Genomic DNA, 20,147 nt, shown 5'->3' on the forward strand with positions numbered 1-20,147 from the left:
ACATCGTGAGTGACTTCTCAATGCAAGCAGCTCTACAGGGTGACCGGCGATGCATCGCCCGAGCGATAAGCGCACTTGAAAACGGTGGTGTTGAGGCTCTTGACGTTCGAAAGGCCATTGCGAGCGCGCAAGGAAGAGCTCACGTCATCGGAGTGACAGGGCCACCCGGCGCAGGCAAGTCCACGCTAGTCTCCGTGATTGTCAAAGGCCTTCGACTGAGAGGAAAGACGGTAGCCGTTCTTGCTGTTGACCCTTCAAGTCCGTTCACTGGTGGTGCGATTCTGGGAGACCGCGTCCGCATGGGAGACCGGCAGTCGGACGATGGAGTCTTCATCCGGTCTCTAGCATCCCGTGGTCATCTGGGTGGCCTGTCGGTCGCAGCGGGTGACGTGATTGACTTGTTTGACGCGGCCGGCTTCGATGTTGTCATCGTTGAAACCGTGGGCGCCGGGCAGTCCGAGGTTGAGATAACCAAGTTCGCCGACACCCGCGTCGTGGTGTGTCCGCCTGGCTTGGGGGATGACGTGCAGGCCATCAAGGCGGGTGTGCTTGAGATTGCCGATGTGTTCGTGGTGACCAAGGGCGACCTGCCCGACGCGAAGAAGACCGAGTCGGAACTTCACGCCATGCTCGCATTGAGGAAGGCCGCCTCGCCGGTTCCCACGGTGCTTCGCGTTGCCGCCCCAGCAGAGGAGGGTACCGATGCTCTCGTTGCTTGGTTGGATGCTCGAAACGAAAGGGGATTGCGCCATTCCAGCGGTGGATCCAAGTCCGCCTACAACCTGGTGGCGAAGTGCATCGCCGCGGACAACCTTGCCTCACTGCTTGGCATCGAGCTGGTGTCCGCATCCGAAGGGTCTACCACCCTGCGCATGAAGGTTGAGCGAAAGCACATCAACTTCAATGGCCGATGCCATGGAGGCGCTGTTTTCGCCCTCGGTGACATGGCGCTTGGTCTGGCCTGCAACTCATATGGACAAATCACCACGCTGGTCGACGGACAACTGAGCATCTCTACGGCGGTGGAAGAGGGTGAGTGGCTTCTTGCCCATGCTTTCGAGGTGTCCAGGTCCCGAAAGATTGGGAGCTATCAGGTGAAGATCACCAGAGCACGTGACGGTGAGCACGTTGCGATGCTCCATGGGACCGTCTACGTCTTGAAAAGGTCCGTTGACACCAAGCTCGACGAGGACCTGCGATGAGCCTGCTTTCATCGGCGCCCTTGAATGGGCGCGACCGCAAACGCCTGCGAGCTCTCAAACGAGTTGCCAGAGCGAGTGCAAGTCACGACCCGGCCTCTGAGCTTCGAACCCAGGGCAAAGCCATCGCCCTGGCCTTGCTCGACCGCAGTATCAAGTTCGAGCATCGACGCCTTGCATTGCGCCGCCTTCGAGAGGCCGCAGAGCTTGGAGCGTCAATCAGCTTCGACCAATGGAACTACTGCAGAAACATCGTCAACTCGGGTAAGGACAGCTTGCTCAAGGCGGAGTTCTCCCAAGCGGTGCAGCTCGCACGCCTTGTGGATACGAGCGTTCGCGCAACTGATGGCAATAAGTAGAAGAGAAATGAGCACCACACTTCCTCGATTGTTGTTGGACGGGGCGTCAGAGCGAGCACAAGGTGCTGCGATGCGCGAGAAGGAGTACGGTATCTGGCAGACGACGACATGGTCTGCCATGGCCGAGATGGTGGAGTCGATGGCTTGCGGGTTGTATCTGGCGGGTCTGCAGCGTGGTGAACACCTCGTTGTGATTGGTGCCAACCGACCGCGTCTGTACGCCACCATGCTGGCGGCCCAATCTCTGGGCGCTATCCCCGTGCCGCTTTACCAGGACGCAGTGGCCGCCGAGTGCGTTTTCCCCATCAACAACGCCGAGGTACGCTTTTGCGTGGTGGAGAACCAGGAGCAGGTCGACAAGATGCTCGAGATCCGTGACCAATGTCCGCAGCTCTCAAACATCTACTACGACGAGCCGCGCGGCTTGCGCAACTACGACCAGCCAGGACTGTCCAGCCTGGCGGCGCTGGTTGAAGCAGGGCGGAGTCACTCGAAGGCGCATCCTCAGCTCTTCCTGGAGCAAGTGGACAAGGGCCGACCCGACGATGTGGCCGCGCTCTTCTTTACCAGCGGCACCACCGGGAATCCGAAGGGCGTGATGCACACCCACAGGTCCCTCATCAATCGTGCGGAAGCGGGAAAGCGATTTGACCGTCTCTCTGACTCCGAGGAAGTTCTCGCTTATCTGCCGCCTGCTTGGATCGGGCAAAACATCTTCTCGTTCGCCCAGTGGCTGGTAGCCGGCTACGTAGTTAACTGCCCCGAGTCGTCATCCACCGTCACTATCGACCTCAAGGAAGTCGGGCCGACCTACTACTTCGCGCCGCCGCGCGTGTTCGAAGGCCTGCTCACCAGCGTGATGATTCGCATGGAGGACGCTGGCGCCATCAAGCGCGGCATGTTCCACAGACTCATGGCGCTGGCGCGCCGGGTTGGCCCTGACCTCATGGACGGCAAGTCAATCGGATTCCTGGACCGACTTGCCTACCGCCTGGGCGACTGGTTGGTCTACGGCCCGCTGCGCAACAACCTCGGCATGAGCCGCGTGCGGGTGGCCTACACCGCCGGCGAGGCCATCGGCCCCGACCTGTTCACGTTCTACCGCTCCATCGGCATCAACCTCAAGCAACTCTACGGCTCCACCGAGACCGCCGTGTTCGTCTGCCTGCAGCCCGACAACGAGGCCCGTGCCGACACCGTGGGTGTGCCCTGCGAGGGCGTAGAAATCAAGCTGTCGGAAAGCGGTGAGATCCTGGTGAAGTCACCCGGCCTGCTCAAGGGCTACTACAAAAACGAGGCCGCCACGGCCGAGGTGCTTACGTCCGACGGCTGGTACCACACCAGCGACGCCGGCTTCATCGACGCGTCCGGGCACCTGAAAATCATCGACCGCGTGAAGGATGTTGGCCGCATCAAGGGCGGCGCGCACGACGGCGCCATGTTCGCGCCCAAGTACGTGGAGAACAAGCTGAAGTTCTTCTCGCACATCAAGGAAGCCGTGGCCTACGGCGACCAGCGCGAGCGCGTGTGTGTGATGGTCAACATCGACTTCGAGGCCGTGGGCAACTGGGCCGAGCGGCGCAACCTGCCCTATGCCGGCTACACCGACCTGGCGCAGAAGCCCGAGGTGTACGAGCTCATCAGGGACTGCGTGGAGAAGGTGAACGCCGACCTGAGCCGAGACGCCTTGCTCGCGGGCAGCCAGATCAGCCGCTTTCTGGTGCTGCACAAGGAGCTGGATGCCGACGACGGTGAGCTCACCCGCACGAACAAGGTTCGCCGCGGCTTCATTGCCGAGAAGTACGGCGTGCTGGTTGAAGCCCTGTACGGCGGCAAGACCGAGCAGTTCATTGAGACGCAGGTGAAGTTCGAGGACGGCCGCACCGGCTCGGTCAGCGCGACTCTGCAGATTCTCGACGCGAAGACGTTTGCTCCCGTGAAAGCTGCCGCATGAGCTCAAAGAAGATTGGCGACGTTGTTCTCAACGTCCAGAACATCAGCCTGCGCTTTGGCGGCGTGAAAGCGCTCACCGACATCAGCTTTGACGTGCGCGAGCACGAGGTGCGCGCCATCATCGGTCCCAACGGTGCGGGAAAGAGCTCCATGCTCAACTGCATCAACGGGGTGTACCAGCCGCAAGAGGGTTCCATCACCTTCCGGGGTCAGACCTTCAAGCACATGAACAGCCGCCAAGTGGCCGAGATGGGCATCGCCCGCACGTTCCAGAACCTGGCCTTGTTCAAGGGCATGAGCGTGATTGACAACATCATGACCGGGCGCAACCTGCGCATCAAGAGCGGGTTGCTGGCGCAGGCCTTCCGAAACCCATTCACGGGCCTGAAGGTTCTGGGCGGTGCGCAGAAGGAAGAGGAAGCGCACCGCGAGTTCGTGGAACACGTCATCGACTTCTTGGAGATCCAGGCCTACCGCAAGACGCCGGTGGGGCAACTGCCCTACGGCCTGCAAAAGCGCGTCGACCTGGGCCGCGCGCTGGCAATGGAGCCGCAGGTGCTGCTGCTGGATGAACCCATGGCCGGCATGAACCTGGAAGAGAAGCAGGACATGAGCCGCTTCATCCTGGACGTGAACGACGAGTTCGGCACCACCATCGTGCTCATTGAGCACGACATGGGCGTGGTGATGGACATCTCCGACCGCGTGGTGGTGCTCGACTACGGCAAGAAGATTGGCGATGGCACCCCCGAGGAGGTGCGCAGCAACGAGGAGGTCATCAGCGCCTACCTCGGCACCAGCCACTGAGCAGGGAGAACAACCATGGCCTTTTTTCTTGAAGCACTTCTGGGCGGCCTCATGGCCGGCATGCTCTATTCGCTGGTGGCTCTGGGCTTCGTGCTCATCTTCAAAGCCTCGGGCGTCTTCAACTTCGCGCAAGGCGCGATGGTGCTGTTCGCCGCGCTGGCGATGGCCCGCTTCGCGGAATGGGTGCCACAGTGGATAGGCATTGAGAGCCGCTTGCTGGCCAATGGGGTGGCCTTCGTGCTGGCGGGCGCGCTGATGTGGGTCGTGGCCTGGACCATCGAGCGCTTCGTGCTTCGCCACCTGGTGAACCAGGAAGGTGTGACCCTGCTCATGGCCACGCTGGGCATCACCTACTTCCTCGATGGCCTGGGCCAGACGCTCTTTGGCTCCAGCATCTACCCCATCAATGTGGGCATGCCCAAGGACCCGGTCTTCCTCCTCGAGAACACCTTCGAGGGCGGCATTCTGGTGAACTTGGAAGACGTCTACGCAGCCTGCATCGCCGCGCTGCTGGTGGCCACGCTCTCGCTGTTCTTTCAGAAGACATCCACTGGCCGGGCGCTGCGCGCGGTGGCGGATGACCACCAGGCGGCGCAGTCCATCGGCATCCCGCTCAACCGCATCTGGGTCATCGTGTGGTTTGTGGCCGGGCTCACCGCGTTGGTGGCCGGGGTTATCTGGGGCTCCAAGCTGGGCGTGCAGTTCTCGCTCACGACTCTGGCGTTGCGCGCCTTGCCAGTGGTGATTCTGGGCGGCCTCACGTCGGTGCCCGGCGCCATCATCGGCGGACTCATCATCGGTGTGGGCGAGAAGCTCTCAGAGGTCTACCTCGGTCCGTATGTGGGTGGTGGCGTTGAAATCTGGTTCGCCTATGTGCTGGCGCTCGTGTTCCTGCTGTTCCGACCGCAGGGTCTGTTCGGCGAAAAGATCATCGACCGGGTTTGACCCAGAACAAGAAAGAGAAAGCCCGCCATGTTTTATCGTGAAAACGGCCAGTTCAAGACCTCGTATCGCGCGGACCAGCAAATCTTCCCGATCGCGCAGGACCGCTGGCTCATCCTTGCCCTCATAGCCCTCGCTTTTTTCGCCGTGCCATTTCTGGCCAGCGACTACTTGCTGCGCGCCATCGTCATCCCGTTCCTGATCATGTCTCTCGCCGCGCTGGGCGTGAACATTCTGGTCGGCTACTGCGGCCAAATTTCCCTGGGCTCGGGTGCCTTCATGGCCGTCGGCGCCTACATGGCCTACAACTTCTTCGTGCGCATCCCGGGCATGCCGCTGATTCCAGCGCTGGTGCTCGGAGGACTTTGCGCGACGGTGTTCGGCGTGCTCTTTGGCCTGCCCAGCCTGCGGGTCAAGGGGCTTTACCTGGCCGTGGCCACGCTTGCTGCCCAGTTCTTCGCCGACTGGATGTTCCTGCGCGTCAAGTGGTTCACCAACTACTCCACCTCAGGATCAGTGTCCGTTAACCACCTGCAGGTTTTCGGGCTGCCCATTGAGAGCGCGGTGAGCAAGTATCTGTTCTGCTTGACGGTGCTGGTGGTGCTGGCGCTGCTGGCCAAGAACCTGGTGCGCTCGGCCATTGGACGCGAGTGGATGGCCATCCGCGACATGGACGTGGCAGCAGCGGTGATTGGTATCCGGCCGATGTACGCCAAGCTCAGCGCGTTTGCTGTGAGCAGCTTCATCATCGGGGTGGCCGGTGGGCTGTGGGCCTTCGTCTACCTGGCTGCCTGGGAGCCTGCCGCGTTCTCTGTAGACCTCTCGTTCCGCCTCTTGTTCATGGTGATTATCGGCGGCCTGGGTTCCATCATGGGTGCGTTCTTCGGCGCCGCGTTCATCGTGGTCCTCCCTATCGTGCTCAACCAGTTGCTGCCCGCTGTTGCCGGGGTCTTCCGCATGAGCATGTCGACGGCCGCTGTCTCACACATCGAACTCATGATCTTCGGCGGCTTGATTGTCTGGTTCCTCATCGTCGAGCCGCACGGCTTGGCCAAGTTGTGGTCCATCGGCAAGCAGAAGCTGCGTCTGTGGCCCTTCCCCCACTAAGCGCCACAGGGTTCATTTCGCTTTCCCCAACCTGCGAGTCCCGTCCCGTCAGCAATCAATTACCAGGAGACAAACCATGAAGCTTCGCCAACTGATTCTCGCCGTGGCCGCTGTGGCGGTCGGCGCCACGTCGCTGCTGGTTACCAGCGCCCATGCTCAGGCCAAGGAGCAATACTTTCCGTTGCTCACCTTCCGAACCGGTCCTTATGCGCCAAGCGGAGCGCCTTGGGCCAACGGATTCGTGGACTACTTCAAGCTGGTCAATCTCAAGGGTGGCATCAACGGTGTTCGCATCGCGTGGGAAGAGTGCGAGACGGGATATGCCACGGACCGTGGGGTGGAGTGCTATGAGCGGATGAAGCGCAAGAACGGCGGTGCCACCGTGTTTCAAACGATGTCCACTGGCATTACGCTCGCGCTCACTGAGCGTGGGATTGCCGACGGTGTTCCCATCTTGACGCCCGGCTACGGACTCAGCGAAAGCGCTGACGGAGAAGTGTTCAAGTGGAGCTTCCCCGTGGGAGGAAGCCACTGGGCATCGGCAGACACACAGATTCAGTATGTCGCACAGAAAGTCGGTGGCCTGGAGAAGCTCAAGGGCAAGAAAATCACCCTGCTGTATCACGATAGCCCGTACGGCAAGGAGGCGATTCCTGTGCTGACAGCGCGCGCGAAGATGCACGACTTCGAGCTCAGCGTGATTCCGGTTTCCCACCCTGGGCTGGATCAGAAGGCAGCCTGGCTTCAGATTCGTCGCAGCCGTCCCGACTTCGTGCTGCTCTGGGGCTGGGGCGTCATGAACTCAACGGCCTTGAAGGAGGCGCAATCGACGGGATTCCCGCGCAGTCAGATGGTGGGCGTGTGGCCCTCTGGATCCGACTCAGACGTCAAAGAGGTGGAAGGGGCCTCCGGATACAGCGCGGTCCTGGTGCTTCCCGGTCCTGGGTTCGACTCCAAGATTGCCCAGGAGGTGCGCGAGAAGCTTCACGCCAAGGGGCAAGGGTCTGGCCCTAAAGAAGAGGTGGGAGAAGCTCTTTATATGCGCGGGATGATGAACGCGATGATTGGTGTGGAAGGCGTGCGCCGAGCGCAGGAGAAGTTCGGAAAGGGCCAGGTCATGACGCCAGCCCAAAGCCGCTGGGGATACGAGAACCTGCAAATCGACAACCAAAGGCTTACGGAGCTGGGCCTCCTTGACGTCATGCAACCAATCTCCACTACCTGCAAAGACCACATGGGTCCATCGGCCGCGCGTGCATACACCTGGAATGGGTCGAAGTGGGAGCAAAGCTCTGATTGGCTGCACGCTGATCCGGCAGTGCTCGGCCCCTTGCTCAAGGCTGCTGCCGACAAGTACAGCACGGACAAAAAGCTCACGCGCAGAACTGCCGCTGACTGCGCATCTTGAGAACCACTCTGCCGCATAGCGAGCAGAAAACCAACTGCAGGGCCCGCGGTGCGGGCTCTGCTCTAGGCCACAGCGGGAAACACCATGAGCACACCCAAGCCCGTTCTCAACGTCAACGGCATTGAAGTCATCTACAACCACGTGATTCTGGTGCTCAAGGGCGTCTCGCTCACGGTGAGCGAAGGCCAGATTGCGGCCATCCTGGGCGGCAACGGCGCGGGCAAGACCACCACATTGCGAGCGGTCTCCAATCTGCTCAAGGGCGAGCGCGGCGAGGTCACCAAGGGAAGCATCGAACTGCGCGGGGAACGCATCGAAAACCTCTCGCCGGCCGACCTGGTGCAGCGCGGTGTGGTGCAGGTGATGGAGGGGCGCCACTGCTTCGCCCATCTGACAATTGAGGAGAACCTCATGACGGGTTCCTACACCCGCAAGAGCAAAGCCGAGATTGCCGCCAACCTTGAGAAGGTGTACGCCTACTTCCCGCGCTTGAAGACTCGGCGCACCAGCCAAGCGGCCTACACCTCTGGCGGCGAACAGCAGATGTGCGCCATCGGCCGCGCCCTCATGACCAACCCCAGCGTGATGCTGCTCGACGAGCCTTCGATGGGCCTGGCGCCGCAGATCGTCGAAGAGGTGTTCGAAATCGTGAAGGACTTGAACAAGAAGGAGGGGGTGACCTTCTTGCTTGCAGAGCAGAACACCAACATGGCGCTGCGCTACGCGGACTATGGCTACATCATGGAGAGCGGTCGCATCGTGATGGACGGCGTGGCCAGCGAGCTGCGCAACAACGAGGACGTGAAGGAGTTCTACCTCGGCATGGGCGGGGGCGAACGCAAGTCCTTTAAAGACGTCAAGAGTTACAAGCGCAGGAAGCGATGGTTGGCGTGACCGTTCAGAACGAGTTTTTTGATGCACTGGAGACACGTTCGCCGAACGAACGGGAATCCGCGCTAATGGCCGCGTTGCCGAGGCAAGTGGCGCACGCGAAGAAGGAATCGCCTGCCTTTGCCGAGCTGCTGGCTGATGTAGACGGCATCGCCGTCACTTCGCGGGCTGTGCTTGCGACTTTGCCTGTGGTCCGCAAAAAAGAGCTGCTGGAACGCCAGAAGGCGCAGCGCGCCACGGACCCTTTTGGCGGCTTCTCAGCCGTGCGCTGGGGTCCCAGAATGCGCCGGGTATACGCCAGCCCTGGCCCGATCTACGAGCCGGAAGCCAGCACGCGCGACTATTGGCGTACGGCGCGTGCGCTTTTTGCGGCGGGCTTTCGCAGCGGCGACCTGGTGCACAACTCCTTCAGTTACCACATGACGCCAGGGGCCTTCATGTACGAGTCCGGTGCGCTGGAGCTGGGCTGCACCGTGTTTCCCGCCGGCACTGGCCAAACCGAGCAGCAACTGCAGGCCATCAGTGAGCTGCGGCCGCAGGCTTACATTGGAACGCCTAGCTTCCTCCGAATCTTGGTCGAGAAGGCAGCTGACGCCAGAGTGGATGTGTCGAGCTTGCGGGTGGCCTCGGTGGCCGGCGAGGCTTGCCCACCCAGCCTGTGTGACTGGTTCGAGGAGCGCGGTGTGGCGGTCTACCAAAACTACGCCACGGCTGACCTCGGTGTGGTGGCCTACGAGACCCAGTCACGCGAGGGCCTGGTTGTCGACGAAGGCGTAATCGTTGAGATTGTGCGGCCCGGTACCGGTGAGCTCGTGCCGGATGGTGAGGTAGGCGAATTGGTGGTGACCACACTCGCCCCCGCCTATCCCCTCGTGCGATTTGGCACTGGCGACCTCTCAGCCATCCTCCCGGGTGCCTGTCCGACGGGACGCACCGGTCAGCGCATCTTGGGCTGGATGGGGCGCGCCGACCAGACCACCAAAGTCCGCGGCATGTTCGTACATCCGTCGCAGGTGGCGGATGTTGCTCGGCGCTTTCCGCAGGTGAAGAAGGCGCGGCTGGTGATTAGTGGCGAAACGGCGAACGACCAGATGTGCCTTCGCGTTGAGGCAGGCGGACTTGATGCGGGACTGCAAATGCAGATTGAGGCCGCGGTTCGAGATATCACCAAGCTGCGCGCGCAAGTTGAACTGGTGCCGCCGGGGTCGCTGCCGAACGATGGCAAGGTCATTGAAGATAGCCGCAGGTACGCCTGAATTGAACGAAGGGGCGGAAAGGTTGAGCGTGATCGCGGCAGAGGTTGCGATTTCCTTCCAACCTCTCGTTGACGCTTGTGCCGAGCAGCTCAACTGGAGGTTGCACTACTTGGCGTCACTTGCATCGCACTACTAAGCGGACAGCTTTTAGGCTCGGCCCCCGCAGGGGATGAGGCCGAGACGGTAGCTTGTGCGGCAGTTTTGCTAAAAGCCAGTGATAAATGCTGTCATGTGTCGGCTTGGGTTGTGTTTCGTCCGAATAGTTGAGTAAAGAATCACACTACTAAGCGGTACGGGAATCACACTACTGAGCGGCACACTTGCGTTCCACGCAGTGCATCGTCAGCTTCGTGCGGCACTTCAGCTAGTCTGAAATCGAGGGGGAAATGCGCGCATGCCAAGATCCGTTGCAGCTTGGGCAGCATGGTTAAGTGCCCTTGCACTGCTGGAGAGCTTGCGTGAGCAGTGTGCTGAAGCAGGCCACTCTCAGCTTTTGAGCGTGCGGATCAGGTTGAAGAGCTCCGCTTGATGCTTGGCATCGTCGAGAGCGTTGTGTGTCGGCACGTGCGTCAATCGGAATTGCTTTGACATCTTGGCTCCGGCTGTCTGCGACCAAGTGCAGCCAGTTGCGCCCATGAGCTTGAGCTTGCGCTTCAGCGCTGCCCGGTGGACTGCATAGACGTCTTGCATCCCGGCTTGTCACCGCGCCAAAGCGAACGACTAATTACCTAGCATCTGAAAATCTCCTTTGAAATCAAGGATCTGATTTTTCGGGTCGTGTTCGGCGATTTTTCTGGGCCTTACGCGGCCGTAGCGTGCCGTGGTTCTCAGCGATTCCTCGCGGAAACGGGTTCGCTCAGAGCGGGTGGAGAAAAACCTAGATAAATCAACGCTTTTGACTGAAAGCGAACGACTCTTTTACCTAGCTAATCGCAGGTTTTAGGCCCGAAAGCGAACGACTTTCTCTGGGTAATTCAAAGCGAACGACTCATTACCTAGCGAACGACTCTTTTACCCAAAGCCAATCGACCGTGCCGACTGGGATCTTTTCCGCACCACCGGCGTGGCCCATCTCATGTCCATTTCCGGTCTGCACGTGACGCTGTTCGCCTGGCTGGCCACTGCGCTGGTGGCGTGGGTCTGGCGCCGTCTGGCCCGGACGTGGCCGTCCGCGCTGCTGGCCGTGCCCGCGCCCTGGGCGTCGGGCATCGGGGGCGTGCTGCTGGCCACCGCCTATGCGCTGTTCTCGGGCTGGGGTGTGCCTTCGCAACGCACCGTGCTGATGCTGGCGGTCGTGGTCGGGCTGCGTCTGTCGGTGCGGCAATGGCCGTGGCCTGCCGTGTGGCTGCTGGCCATGTCGGTGGTGTTGGCGCTGGATCCCTGGGCGCTCATGCAGGCGGGCTTCTGGCTCAGCTTCGTGGCGGTCGCCATCCTCTTTGCCACCGACCCCGGGCAGCGGGCCCCGGTGGAGAGGGTGTCATGGCCGCGGCGTGCCACGAGGGCGATGGTTGCGCTGATGCGTGAGCAGGGCGTGGTGACGGTGGCGCTTGCGCCACTCACCCTGCTGCTGTTCGGTCAGTTCTCGCTGATCGGCCTTGCGGCCAACCTCGCCGCCATCCCCTGGGTGACACTGCTCGTCACGCCGCTGGCGTTGCTGGGTGTGTTCATGCCACCACTCTGGGATGTCGCGGCCTGGGCTGTGCATGTCTTGTCCGTCACCTTGCAGGGGCTGGCCGGGTGGCCGTGGGCCGCGCTGTTCCGGCCCGTGGCGCCCTGGCCGCTGGCGCTGCTGGCAGTGGCGGGTGGCGCGTTGCTGGTGCTGCGCCTGCCGTGGGCCATCCGGCTAGGGGGGCTGATGCTGGTCTGGCCGGCCCTGTTCCACACACCGCCTCGCCCGGATCCGGGGCAGTTCGAGTTGCTGGCGCTGGATGTGGGCCAGGGCAGCGCCGTGTTGCTGCGCACCGCCACCCACAGCCTGCTCTACGACACCGGTCCGCGCTATGGGCTGCAGCCCGATGCCAGCGATGCGGGTGAGCGCGTGGTGCTTCCGCTGTTGCGCGCCCTCGGAGAACGGCTGGACGCTGTCGTGGTGAGCCACAGCGACAGCGACCATGCCGGTGGGGCCGCCGCCGTGCAGGCCGACCAGCCACAGGCCCGCTGGCTCTCTTCCTACGATCCTGATCCGGCGCGTCGCTGTGTCGCCGGGCAGCGCTGGCGCTGGGACGGGGTGGACTTTGAAATGCTGCACCCCGAGGCGGCGCACTACGGCGAGGACGGCCGGGGCCGGTTGTCGAGCAATGCCATGTCGTGCGTGCTGCGGGTTTCCAACGGCACGCACAGCGCCTGGCTGGGCGGCGACCTCGATGCCGCGCAGGAAGTCCGCCTCGCGCTCGCGAGGCCGGAGCTGCGGGCCACGGTCATGCTGGCGCCCCACCATGGCAGCCAGACCTCCAGCAGCCCGGTGCTGCTCAATGCCTTGCAACCGGACTGGGTGATCGTGCAGTCCGGTTACCGCAACCGCTTCAACCACCCGGCTGCGGTGGTGGTCGAGCGGTATGCGCAGCGGGGCATTCCGTGGGTGAATTCACCCACCTGTGGGGCAGCTACCTGGCGCAGCGCAGAGCCCGGGGCCGTGGTGTGCGAGCGCGAGACGGGTCGCCGATACTGGCACCATCCCGGTGGATGAAAATTGGCAGCATGCTCGCAAACCCTGGCCCGGTCCTTGCTATGCTGTCTGCAGGAGAAAAAAGCCCATGAGCAGACCGATGTTCGACGAAATGAATGCCTCGCCCAGCGAGGTACGGGCCCACTACCAGAACTACGCGCGCTGGCTCGCCCAGCAGCCCGAAGACGTGATGGCGGCACGGCGGGAGGAGGCGGAAATGATCTTCCGCCGCGTCGGTATCACCTTCGCGGTGTACGGTGCCAAGGACGAGGACGGCTCCGGCACCGAGCGCCTCATCCCCTTCGACCTCATCCCCCGCATCATTCCCGCCGATGAGTGGCGCAGCATGGAGGAGGGCCTGGTGCAGCGCGTGACGGCGCTCAACCGTTTCATCCACGACGTCTACCACAACCAGGAAATCATCAAGGCGGGCCTCATCCCGGCCGACCAGATCTTCCAGAACGCGCAGTTCCGCCCCGAGATGATGGGGGTGGACGTGCCGCACAACATCTACTCGCACATCTCCGGCATCGACATCGTTCGCGCGCCCAATGCCGAGGGCAAGGGCGAGTACTACGTGCTCGAAGACAACCTGCGCGTGCCCAGTGGCGTGAGCTACATGCTGGAAGACCGCAAGATGATGATGCGGCTCTTTCCCGAGCTGTTCGGCGAGAACCGGGTGGCCCCGGTGGCGCACTACCCCGACCTGCTGCTCGAGACCCTGCGCGCCAGCAGCCCGGCCACCACCGCCGAGCCCACCGTGGTGGTGCTCACACCCGGCATGTACAACAGCGCGTACTTCGAGCACGCTTTCCTCGCCCAGCAGATGGGGGTGGAACTGGTCGAAGGGCAGGACCTGTTCGTGAAGGACAACTTCGTCTACATGCGCACCACGCGCGGGCCGAAACGGGTGGACGTGATCTACCGCCGCGTGGACGACGACTTCCTGGACCCATCCGTGTTTCGCCCGACCTCCACGCTGGGTTGCGAAGGCCTGCTGGGCGTGTACCGCAGCGGCAACGTGGCCATCTGCAACGCGGTCGGCACGGGCGTGGCGGACGACAAGTCGATCTATCCGTACGTGCCCAGGATGATCGAGTTCTACCTGGGGCAGAAGCCGATCCTGAACAACGTGCCGACCTTCATGGGCCGCGAACCCGAAGACCTGAAATACATCATGGCCAACATGCAGGACCTCGTGGTGAAAGAGGTGCACGGCGCCGGGGGCTACGGCATGCTGGTCGGCCCGGCCTCCACCAAGGCCGAGATCGAGGAGTTCCGCAAGGCCGTGGCGGCCAAGCCCGATGGCTACATCGCGCAACCCACGCTGTCGCTCTCCACCTGCCCCACCTACGTGCAGAGTGGCGTGGCACCGCGCCACATCGACCTTCGCCCCTTCGTGCTCAGCGGCAAGGAGGTGCAGATGGTGCCTGGCGGCCTCACGCGCGTGGCGCTCAAGGAAGGATCCCTGGTCGTCAACTCGTCACAGGGCGGCGGCACCAAGGACACCTGGATACTCGAAGACTGAGGGACAAGAACATGCTGTCACGCACCGCCGACCACCTTTTCTGGATGTCCCGCTACACGGAGCGCGCGGAGAACACCGCCCGCATGCTCGACGTGAACTACCAGACCTCCCTGCTGCCGCAGTCCGCCGCTGTGGCGCAGGTGGGCTGGGAAGGGCTGCTGACGATCAGCGAGCTCATGTACACCTACACGCAGAAGTACGGCAACGCCATCACGCCACGTAACGTGCTGGACTTCATGGTGCGCGATGAAACCAACCCGTCGAGCATATTTTCCTGCCTGAAGGCGGCGCGGGAGAACGCGCGCGCCGTGCGCGGCGCGCTCACCACCGAATTCTGGGAAACGCAGAACCAGACCTGGCTCGAACTCAACCGCATGCTCAAGAGCAAGAACTTCGAACGTGACCCGGGCGAGTTCTTCGAATGGGTCAAGTTCCGCTCGCACCTCTCGCGCGGCGTGGCCATCGGCACCATGCTGCAGGACGAGGCTTTTCACTTCTACCGCATGGGCACATTCCTGGAGCGAGCCGACAACACCGCGCGGCTGCTGGACGTGAAGTTCCATGCGGTGCACAGCGACTTTTTCGGTGCCGCGAGCGAGCTCGATCAGGAATACGACTTCTACCACTGGAGCGCCATCCTGCGCAGCGTGAGCGGCTTCGAGGTTTACCGCAAGGTGTACCGCGACGTGATCACGCCTGAGCGCGTGGCCGAGCTGCTGATCCTGCGCGCCGACATGCCGCGCAGCCTGGCCGCCAGCCTGAACGAAGTGGTGAACAACCTCACCGTGGTCTCCAACGACCACTCGGGCGAGACCCTGCGCCGCGCCGGCAAGCTCAAGGCCGACCTGCAGTACGCGCGCATCGACGAGATCCTCTCGACCGGCCTGCACGCCTTCCTCACGCAGTTCCTGGACCGTGTGAACGAACTGGGCGGCCGCATCAGCCAGGACTTCCTGGTTCCCTCGCATTGAGGGAACACCCCCCTGCGCCGCTGCGCGGCTTCCCCCCTCTGTGGCGCGCCTTCGGCGCTTCGAGGGGGGACGGCATCTCGGGCCGGCGTAGCCGGACCCTCGGTGCCTCTTGTTGTCGCTTCTTCGTGTCTTCTGCTCAGCCTGCTTTGCGCAGCGTCTGGATCATCTGTTCGAACAGCGCGTCCACGGCGGGCAGGTGGCGTGAGGCCTGGCTGCGGTAGAGCGCGACGTCCATGAAATCGAGGGCGGGCAGGCCCTGTTTTTCGCCCAGGATGGAGAGGTGGGCGGGTGCGCTGCAGCGCGTGAGCACCGCCAGCGCCAGCCCGCTTTCCACCGCCGCCAGTTGGCCCGCCAGGCTGGAGCTGTTGTAGACCACCCGGTAGGCGCGCCGCTGTGCGGTGAGCGTGGCGATGGCCGAGCGGCGTGCCAGGCTGGTGGGCTCGTACACCGCGATGGGCAGCGGGTCGCGTCGCCACACCTCGAATTGCGGCGCACCCACCCACACCAGCGGCTCCTGGAACAGCAGCGTGCCGCGCGTGGCCTTGTCGCGCGAGATCAGGGCGAGGTCGATCTCGCCGCGTTGCACTTTCGGGATGAGCGAGGTGGACTGTTCGCAGTCCAGCTCGATCTCCACCCCGGCGTGCCGTGCCGCATAGCTGCGCAGCACGGGTGAGAGGTAGCTCACCGCGTAGTCGTCCGGCACGCCCAGCCGCACACGGCCGCTGAGCACGGGGCCGTGCAGTGCTTCCAGTGCTTCCGTGTGCAGGGCGAGCATGCGCCTGGCATAGCCCAGCAGTTCGGTGCCCGTGGGCGTGAGTTCCATGTGGCGCGGTCCGCGCAGCAACACGGCACGCCCCACGGCGTCCTCCAGTTTGCGGATCTGCATGCTCACCGCCGGCTGCGAGCGGTGCACCAGGGGCGCGGCCGCCGACAGGGAACCGCCATCCACCACTGCCACGAAAGCACGCAGCCAGTCCAGTTGCAGGTCGCTGTGGCTCATGTTGTTCAAATATTCGTTAATCGAATGTATGGGATTCTATTTATCCGCTGTACAGCGTGGCCATGCCAACCGACCATCGGCGCATGAACTCCTCGTCTGCCTCGCTTCCCGTGTCGTCCGTTTCCGACCATCTCGCCGCGCGCGAACGTGGCGGCATGTGGCTGATGGTCGCTGGCGGGCTGATGCTCGGCACGCTGGGCATCTTTCTGGAAGAGGCGGGGCAAAGCCCACTCACGGCCGTGTGGTTCCGTTGCGCTTTCGGCCTGCTCGCGCTCACGCTGTGGTTCGCTGTCACCCGGCGCTGGCGTGAGCTCCGCCTCTCAGGCCAGGCACGTATTGCCGCGGTGAGCGCGGGCGTGCTGGCCGTCGTCAACTGGGTGATGTTCTTCGAGGCGATCGAGCGCACGTCCATCGGCGTGGCCACTGTCGTCGTGCACGTGCAGCCGTTCCTGGTGATGGCCTTTGGTGCCTGGTGGTGGAAGGAGCGCATCACCCGTGCCCAGGGGGTGGCCACGCTGGCCTGCCTCGTCGGGCTGGCGCTGGCGTCGGGCTGGGTGGACGGCGCGCTCACAGGTGCAGGCTGGTCGGCCAGCTACCTGTGGGGCATTGCGCTGGCGCTGCTCAATTCCGTGGGGTACGCGGCAGTCACCCTCATCGCCAACCGCGCACGCGGCGTGAGCCCGCTGGCGCTCTCGTGGTGGCAGTGCGCCGTGGGCGCGGTCGTGCTAGCCTGGTGGCCTTTCGTGAACGGCTGGCCGCCCATGGGGCCGGCCTGGGCCTGGCTGGCAGGCCTGGGCGCCATCCACACCGGTCTCGCCTACGTGGTGCTGTACGCCGGCGTGGCCCGGCTCTCGGCGGGGAGGGTGGCCGTGCTGCAGTTCGTCTACCCGGCATCGGCCGTGGCGGTGGAGTGGGCGGTGTACGGCCGCGCCCTGAGTCCCGGCCAGCTTGTCGGCGTGCTCATGATGCTGGCCGCTCTGGTGGTGGTGGGCACGCAGCGGGCGGTGAGCAAGGACGCCCCCCTGCGCCGCTGACGCGGCCCCGGGGGGCGTTGCTTCATGCGTTGCGCCGCTGCTCGGAAAACCATGCCATCGGCAGCAAAAATCACACTCGCTGCCCGTTGGATGTCAGGCAAAAGGCCAAAAACGCCTATCCTGCCCGTCAGGCCGGCCTGTGGCATGTGATCCATCCACGCCGGCAGCGAAGCCAATGACGGAGGATGAATGGCCAGCGATCTGGATACGGTGAGGGTGTTGCGCGCCCTGTTCAATGACATGCCGCGCGCACCCGAAGGGCTCAGCCATGAGGAGACCATGGCGTGGGTCCAGAAGTCGATGAACGACTTCGAGGGCGGCGACATGGCCTACATGATCGAGCACATCACGCGCAGTTCCATGCTCGACATCGTGCTGCGCCTGCGCGAGGACGGTTATCTGAAGGACGATGCCGCTTTCGCCGAGACCGTCGATCTCATCTCGTCGCCCGCCGGGCGCAAGGTCTTCATGGACCGTTGCATCCAGGCACAGAAGAGTGCCGATGCCACGTCGCGCGTCATCAACCGCGCCAAGCGCTCATGGTCCGATCCGTTGCCGCTGTTCAGCTCCGATCCGGGCATGGTGGAGCGATTCGTGCGCGGTGAGCTCTCGGGCCCCAGCTTCCTGTATGCCGAGTTCATGGCGCGCGAGGACGTGCGCGAGATCGGTGTGTTCGCCCAGGCCCCCGATGGCATCCACGAGTTTTCGTGGGGCTTCGTGGTGGAAGACCAGGGCGCGTGGATTTTCTACATTGCCGACGTGTGGCGCAAGGGCACGGTGGGCTGCTTCGACCGCTTCCTCAGCGCCTGGCAGCAGTCCACCGGCACCGCATCGGCCGAAGGCCTGCCGCCGCTGCCCATGGGCCTGTCGGTGGACGACGGCATCAACACCTTCAGCAGCATGACGCTGCAGGCCGCCGGCCCCATGAGCAACCCGGCCCTGCGCCGCTGGGTGGGCGAGGTGTTCATCGACCGCATGCTGCCGACCATGGCCGGGCGCGTGGTGGATCCGAACTACGACTTTCCGGTGGCGGGAGCGCACGCGCACTAGGCCCGTTCAACCTATTTTTCCAGGACGCGTTCAGCGGTGCCACTGCTTCTGGTAGGCCCACTGCGCGTACCGCGCATGGGCCTGTGCCTTTTCCACCAGATCCGGCGGAGGCTGTGTGGCGTCCTTCAGTTCACCGTCCAGGTAGGTCATCAGGCGGGGCGCGCTGTCGGGTTGCAGCACCGCGACCTGCGAGCCTTCCATATAAGCCTGGATCTTGTCGAACTGCATGATCGCGCGCCCCGGTCTCGCGCGCTGCGCAGGGTCGCTCAGGTCGCGTCCTGCCAGGGGAATTTCGCCGCTCAGCCCCATCATGGAGATCAGCGTGGGCGCCAGGTCGATCTGGCTGGCCACGGTGCGGATGCGTTCGGGTGACTTCACGGCGCCGCCGAGGATCAGGCCCGGGATGTGGAAGCGCTCGATCGGAATGACGGAGGGACCGTACACGCGAGAGTTGTGGTCGGCCACGACGAGGAACAGCGTGTTGTCCCAGTAGGCCGATCGGCGGGCCTTGTCGAAGAACTGGCCCAGCGCGTGGTCGGCATATTTCACGGCGTTGTTGACCGTGTTCCTGGGTTTCTCGTGCAGGTCGAACCCACCTTCGGGGAACTCGAACGGGGCGTGGTTGGACGAGCTGAACACGAGCGCGAAGAAGGGTTTGTCCGCCGGTTGCTTCGAAAACTGCTGGTGCGCGACCTCGAAGAGATCGCCGTCGGACGCGCCCCAGGTGGCGATGAAGGCGCTGGCGGGCATGTCCTTCTGCTCCACGACACGGTCGAAGCCATTGCCCATGAAGTAGCTGCGCATGTTGTCGAAGTGGGATTCACCGCCGTAGAAGAACGTGGAGGTGTAGCCATGCGGTTTGAGAAAGCTCGCCAGGGTGAAGAAGTCGCGCTGCGACTTCGCCAGCTTCACCGTGCTCACCGCCGAGGTGGGCGGAAACCCGGCCACCACGGCTTCGATGCCGCGCACCGAGCGTGTGCCCGTGGCGTACAGCCGGTCGAACCAGATGCCGTGGTCGGCCAGACGGTCCAGGTTCGGCGTCAAAGGCAGGCCGCCGAGCCGGCCGACGAACTCGGCGCCCAGACTCTCCTCCAGCACGATCACCAGGTTCAGCGGCCGTTCGCGTGGCTGCGTGCTGGTCTGCAGGTGGCGCAGGGGCGAGCCTGGATCGGTGAAGGCGCCCGGGGGCAGGCCGCTCTCGCGCCGCACAATGTCGATCACGCGCGCCTCGGGCATGTCGGCGTAGGTGATGCCGCCTTCCTCGGCCTTGCGCGACTGGTAGATCGCGTAACCCACGGTGTAGAGGGAACTCAGTGGCAACTCGTTGACGAGGTGATCGGTGGTGACGGCCGCGCTCGCCGGGTTCGCGGGACGGTGCCCCAGCGCACCCCGGGCGCACAGCGCCAGCGCGGCGAACAGCAGCAGGGACAACGGCAGGGCCTGCCAGAGGCGCAGGGTGCGCACGGCTTGCGCCGTGGGACGGCTCAGGCGCGCATACGCCCAGGCCAGGGCGGGCAACAGCACGGCCGCTGCCAGCAGGTGAGGCCAGCAGTCCTTGACCAGCGTGCCACCCACTTCCTTCACGTACCCGAGGTACTCGACGAACAGGTAGTTGGGCCGGCTGTCGTACTGCGCAATGAAGGCCGGCGTGGACAACTCCATGAAGGCAACGAGGAGCAGCATCACACCCCCATACAGGCGCAGCAGGGCGGACCAGGCGCGTCGCGTGAAGCGGTTCAGTGCCATCCAGGGCGTGAATGCGGCGGGGACGGCCCATACCATGCCCATGAGCACCGCGTCGAAGCGCAACCCCTGCAGCCAGACGTGTGACCACGCCTGGGCCTGCGAAATGCGTTCGGACTGCCACATGGACAGACCCAGTTGCGTATTTCGGCGAATGTGACCGGTCATTTCGGCGCATCGTGACCGGTGGGCTGAGCGATGTTCTCAGCGCCGTTTCGGTAACGTGACCGCCCG

16 protein-coding genes and 1 pseudogene are annotated in these 20,147 nt (G+C 63.5%); 14 read left to right on the forward strand and 3 right to left on the reverse strand.

Annotated elements, in window-relative coordinates; all coding sequences use genetic code 11:
• Positions 1–5 precede the first annotated feature (5 nt).
• From meaB to J2X09_RS08525, 9 genes are all read left to right on the forward strand, one after another.
• Complete coding sequence (gene meaB, locus J2X09_RS08485; protein ID WP_204732180.1) at positions 6–1,202, forward strand: methylmalonyl Co-A mutase-associated GTPase MeaB; 1,197 nt, start codon at positions 6–8, stop codon at positions 1,200–1,202.
• Complete coding sequence (locus tag J2X09_RS08490) at positions 1,199–1,558, forward strand: hypothetical protein (protein ID WP_204732179.1); 360 nt, start codon at positions 1,199–1,201, stop codon at positions 1,556–1,558. The genes meaB and J2X09_RS08490 overlap by 4 nt, the downstream gene beginning before the upstream one ends.
• A 7-nt stretch (positions 1,559–1,565) precedes the next feature.
• Positions 1,566–3,512 (forward strand): AMP-binding protein, encoded by a 1,947-nt coding sequence (locus J2X09_RS08495; protein WP_204732178.1) that lies wholly within the window; start codon positions 1,566–1,568, stop codon positions 3,510–3,512.
• Positions 3,509–4,318 (forward strand): ABC transporter ATP-binding protein, encoded by an 810-nt coding sequence (locus J2X09_RS08500; RefSeq protein WP_204732177.1) that lies wholly within the window; start codon positions 3,509–3,511, stop codon positions 4,316–4,318. Before J2X09_RS08495 ends, J2X09_RS08500 begins: the two co-directional genes overlap by 4 nt.
• A 15-nt stretch (positions 4,319–4,333) precedes the next feature.
• Complete coding sequence (locus J2X09_RS08505) at positions 4,334–5,263, forward strand: branched-chain amino acid ABC transporter permease (RefSeq protein WP_204732176.1); 930 nt, start codon at positions 4,334–4,336, stop codon at positions 5,261–5,263.
• A 27-nt stretch (positions 5,264–5,290) separates the two neighbouring features.
• Positions 5,291–6,367: a branched-chain amino acid ABC transporter permease gene (locus tag J2X09_RS08510; RefSeq protein ID WP_204732175.1), complete on the forward strand. Its 1,077-nt coding sequence runs from the start codon at positions 5,291–5,293 to the stop codon at positions 6,365–6,367.
• 76 nt (positions 6,368–6,443) lie between these two features.
• Complete coding sequence (locus tag J2X09_RS08515; RefSeq protein ID WP_204732174.1) at positions 6,444–7,775, forward strand: ABC transporter substrate-binding protein; 1,332 nt, start codon at positions 6,444–6,446, stop codon at positions 7,773–7,775.
• Between the two features lie 84 nt (positions 7,776–7,859).
• Entirely contained in the window at positions 7,860–8,669 is an 810-nt protein-coding gene (locus tag J2X09_RS08520; RefSeq protein WP_204732173.1) for an ABC transporter ATP-binding protein, read from the forward strand.
• A 65-nt stretch (positions 8,670–8,734) separates the two neighbouring features.
• On the forward strand, positions 8,735–9,922 hold the full coding sequence (locus tag J2X09_RS08525) for a phenylacetate--CoA ligase family protein (protein ID WP_374726492.1): 1,188 nt from the start codon (positions 8,735–8,737) through the stop codon (positions 9,920–9,922).
• Between the two features lie 486 nt (positions 9,923–10,408).
• On the opposite strand, the gene J2X09_RS08530 is transcribed toward J2X09_RS08525, so the two are convergent.
• Complete coding sequence (locus tag J2X09_RS08530) at positions 10,409–10,612, reverse strand: hypothetical protein (protein WP_204732171.1); 204 nt, start codon at positions 10,610–10,612, stop codon at positions 10,409–10,411.
• Positions 10,613–10,946: 334 nt separating this feature from the next.
• On the opposite strand from J2X09_RS08530, the pseudogene J2X09_RS08535 reads away from it, so the two are divergent.
• From J2X09_RS08535 to J2X09_RS08545, 3 genes and pseudogenes are all read left to right on the forward strand, one after another.
• Positions 10,947–12,608: pseudogene (locus J2X09_RS08535) on the forward strand (DNA internalization-related competence protein ComEC/Rec2); the annotation flags it as partial.
• A gap of 67 nt (positions 12,609–12,675) precedes the next feature.
• The gene (locus J2X09_RS08540; protein WP_204732170.1) at positions 12,676–14,115 is read left to right on the forward strand and encodes a circularly permuted type 2 ATP-grasp protein; all 1,440 of its coding nucleotides are present in this window, start codon (positions 12,676–12,678) and stop codon (positions 14,113–14,115) included.
• A gap of 11 nt (positions 14,116–14,126) precedes the next feature.
• Positions 14,127–15,086 (forward strand): alpha-E domain-containing protein, encoded by a 960-nt coding sequence (locus tag J2X09_RS08545; RefSeq protein WP_204732169.1) that lies wholly within the window; start codon positions 14,127–14,129, stop codon positions 15,084–15,086.
• Between the two features lie 136 nt (positions 15,087–15,222).
• On the opposite strand, the gene J2X09_RS08550 is transcribed toward J2X09_RS08545, so the two are convergent.
• Positions 15,223–16,086: a LysR family transcriptional regulator gene (locus J2X09_RS08550; protein WP_204732168.1), complete on the reverse strand. Its 864-nt coding sequence runs from the start codon at positions 16,084–16,086 to the stop codon at positions 15,223–15,225.
• Between the two features lie 83 nt (positions 16,087–16,169).
• Here J2X09_RS08550 and J2X09_RS08555 point away from each other — a divergent pair, with 83 nt between their 5' ends.
• Positions 16,170–17,120 carry a DMT family transporter gene (locus J2X09_RS08555; protein WP_204732167.1) on the forward strand — a complete coding sequence of 317 codons (951 nt, stop codon included), beginning with the start codon at positions 16,170–16,172 and terminating at the stop codon, positions 17,118–17,120.
• Positions 17,121–17,309: 189 nt separating this feature from the next.
• Positions 17,310–18,170, forward strand: a complete 861-nt coding sequence (locus J2X09_RS08560; protein ID WP_204732166.1) for a hypothetical protein — start codon at positions 17,310–17,312, stop codon at positions 18,168–18,170.
• A 30-nt stretch (positions 18,171–18,200) separates the two neighbouring features.
• On the opposite strand, the gene J2X09_RS08565 is transcribed toward J2X09_RS08560, so the two are convergent.
• A complete protein-coding gene (locus J2X09_RS08565; protein ID WP_310307978.1) occupies positions 18,201–20,081 on the reverse strand; it encodes an LTA synthase family protein in 1,881 nt (626 codons plus the stop codon).
• Positions 20,082–20,147 lie beyond the last annotated feature (66 nt).

Origin of the sequence: Hydrogenophaga laconesensis (genome assembly GCF_031457235.1) — a bacterium.
Taxonomy (GTDB): Bacteria; Pseudomonadota; Gammaproteobacteria; order Burkholderiales; family Burkholderiaceae_C; genus Hydrogenophaga; species Hydrogenophaga laconesensis.

Coding starts and splice junctions, on each gene's coding strand:
- J2X09_RS08510 (WP_204732175.1), top strand. CDS start 5,291: ATGTTTTATCGTGAAAACGGCCAGTTCAAGACCTCGTATCGCGCGGAC.
- J2X09_RS08540 (WP_204732170.1), top strand. CDS start 12,676: ATGAGCAGACCGATGTTCGACGAAATGAATGCCTCGCCCAGCGAGGTA.
- J2X09_RS08500 (WP_204732177.1), top strand. CDS start 3,509: ATGAGCTCAAAGAAGATTGGCGACGTTGTTCTCAACGTCCAGAACATC.
- J2X09_RS08515 (WP_204732174.1), top strand. CDS start 6,444: ATGAAGCTTCGCCAACTGATTCTCGCCGTGGCCGCTGTGGCGGTCGGC.
- J2X09_RS08490 (WP_204732179.1), top strand. CDS start 1,199: ATGAGCCTGCTTTCATCGGCGCCCTTGAATGGGCGCGACCGCAAACGC.
- J2X09_RS08495 (WP_204732178.1), top strand. CDS start 1,566: ATGAGCACCACACTTCCTCGATTGTTGTTGGACGGGGCGTCAGAGCGA.
- J2X09_RS08505 (WP_204732176.1), top strand. CDS start 4,334: ATGGCCTTTTTTCTTGAAGCACTTCTGGGCGGCCTCATGGCCGGCATG.
- J2X09_RS08555 (WP_204732167.1), top strand. CDS start 16,170: ATGAACTCCTCGTCTGCCTCGCTTCCCGTGTCGTCCGTTTCCGACCAT.
- J2X09_RS08560 (WP_204732166.1), top strand. CDS start 17,310: ATGGCCAGCGATCTGGATACGGTGAGGGTGTTGCGCGCCCTGTTCAAT.
- J2X09_RS08550 (WP_204732168.1), bottom strand. CDS start 16,086: ATGAGCCACAGCGACCTGCAACTGGACTGGCTGCGTGCTTTCGTGGCA.
- J2X09_RS08565 (WP_310307978.1), bottom strand. CDS start 20,081: ATGACCGGTCACATTCGCCGAAATACGCAACTGGGTCTGTCCATGTGG.
- J2X09_RS08545 (WP_204732169.1), top strand. CDS start 14,127: ATGCTGTCACGCACCGCCGACCACCTTTTCTGGATGTCCCGCTACACG.
- J2X09_RS08520 (WP_204732173.1), top strand. CDS start 7,860: ATGAGCACACCCAAGCCCGTTCTCAACGTCAACGGCATTGAAGTCATC.
- J2X09_RS08525 (WP_374726492.1), top strand. CDS start 8,735: ATGGCCGCGTTGCCGAGGCAAGTGGCGCACGCGAAGAAGGAATCGCCT.
- J2X09_RS08530 (WP_204732171.1), bottom strand. CDS start 10,612: ATGCAAGACGTCTATGCAGTCCACCGGGCAGCGCTGAAGCGCAAGCTC.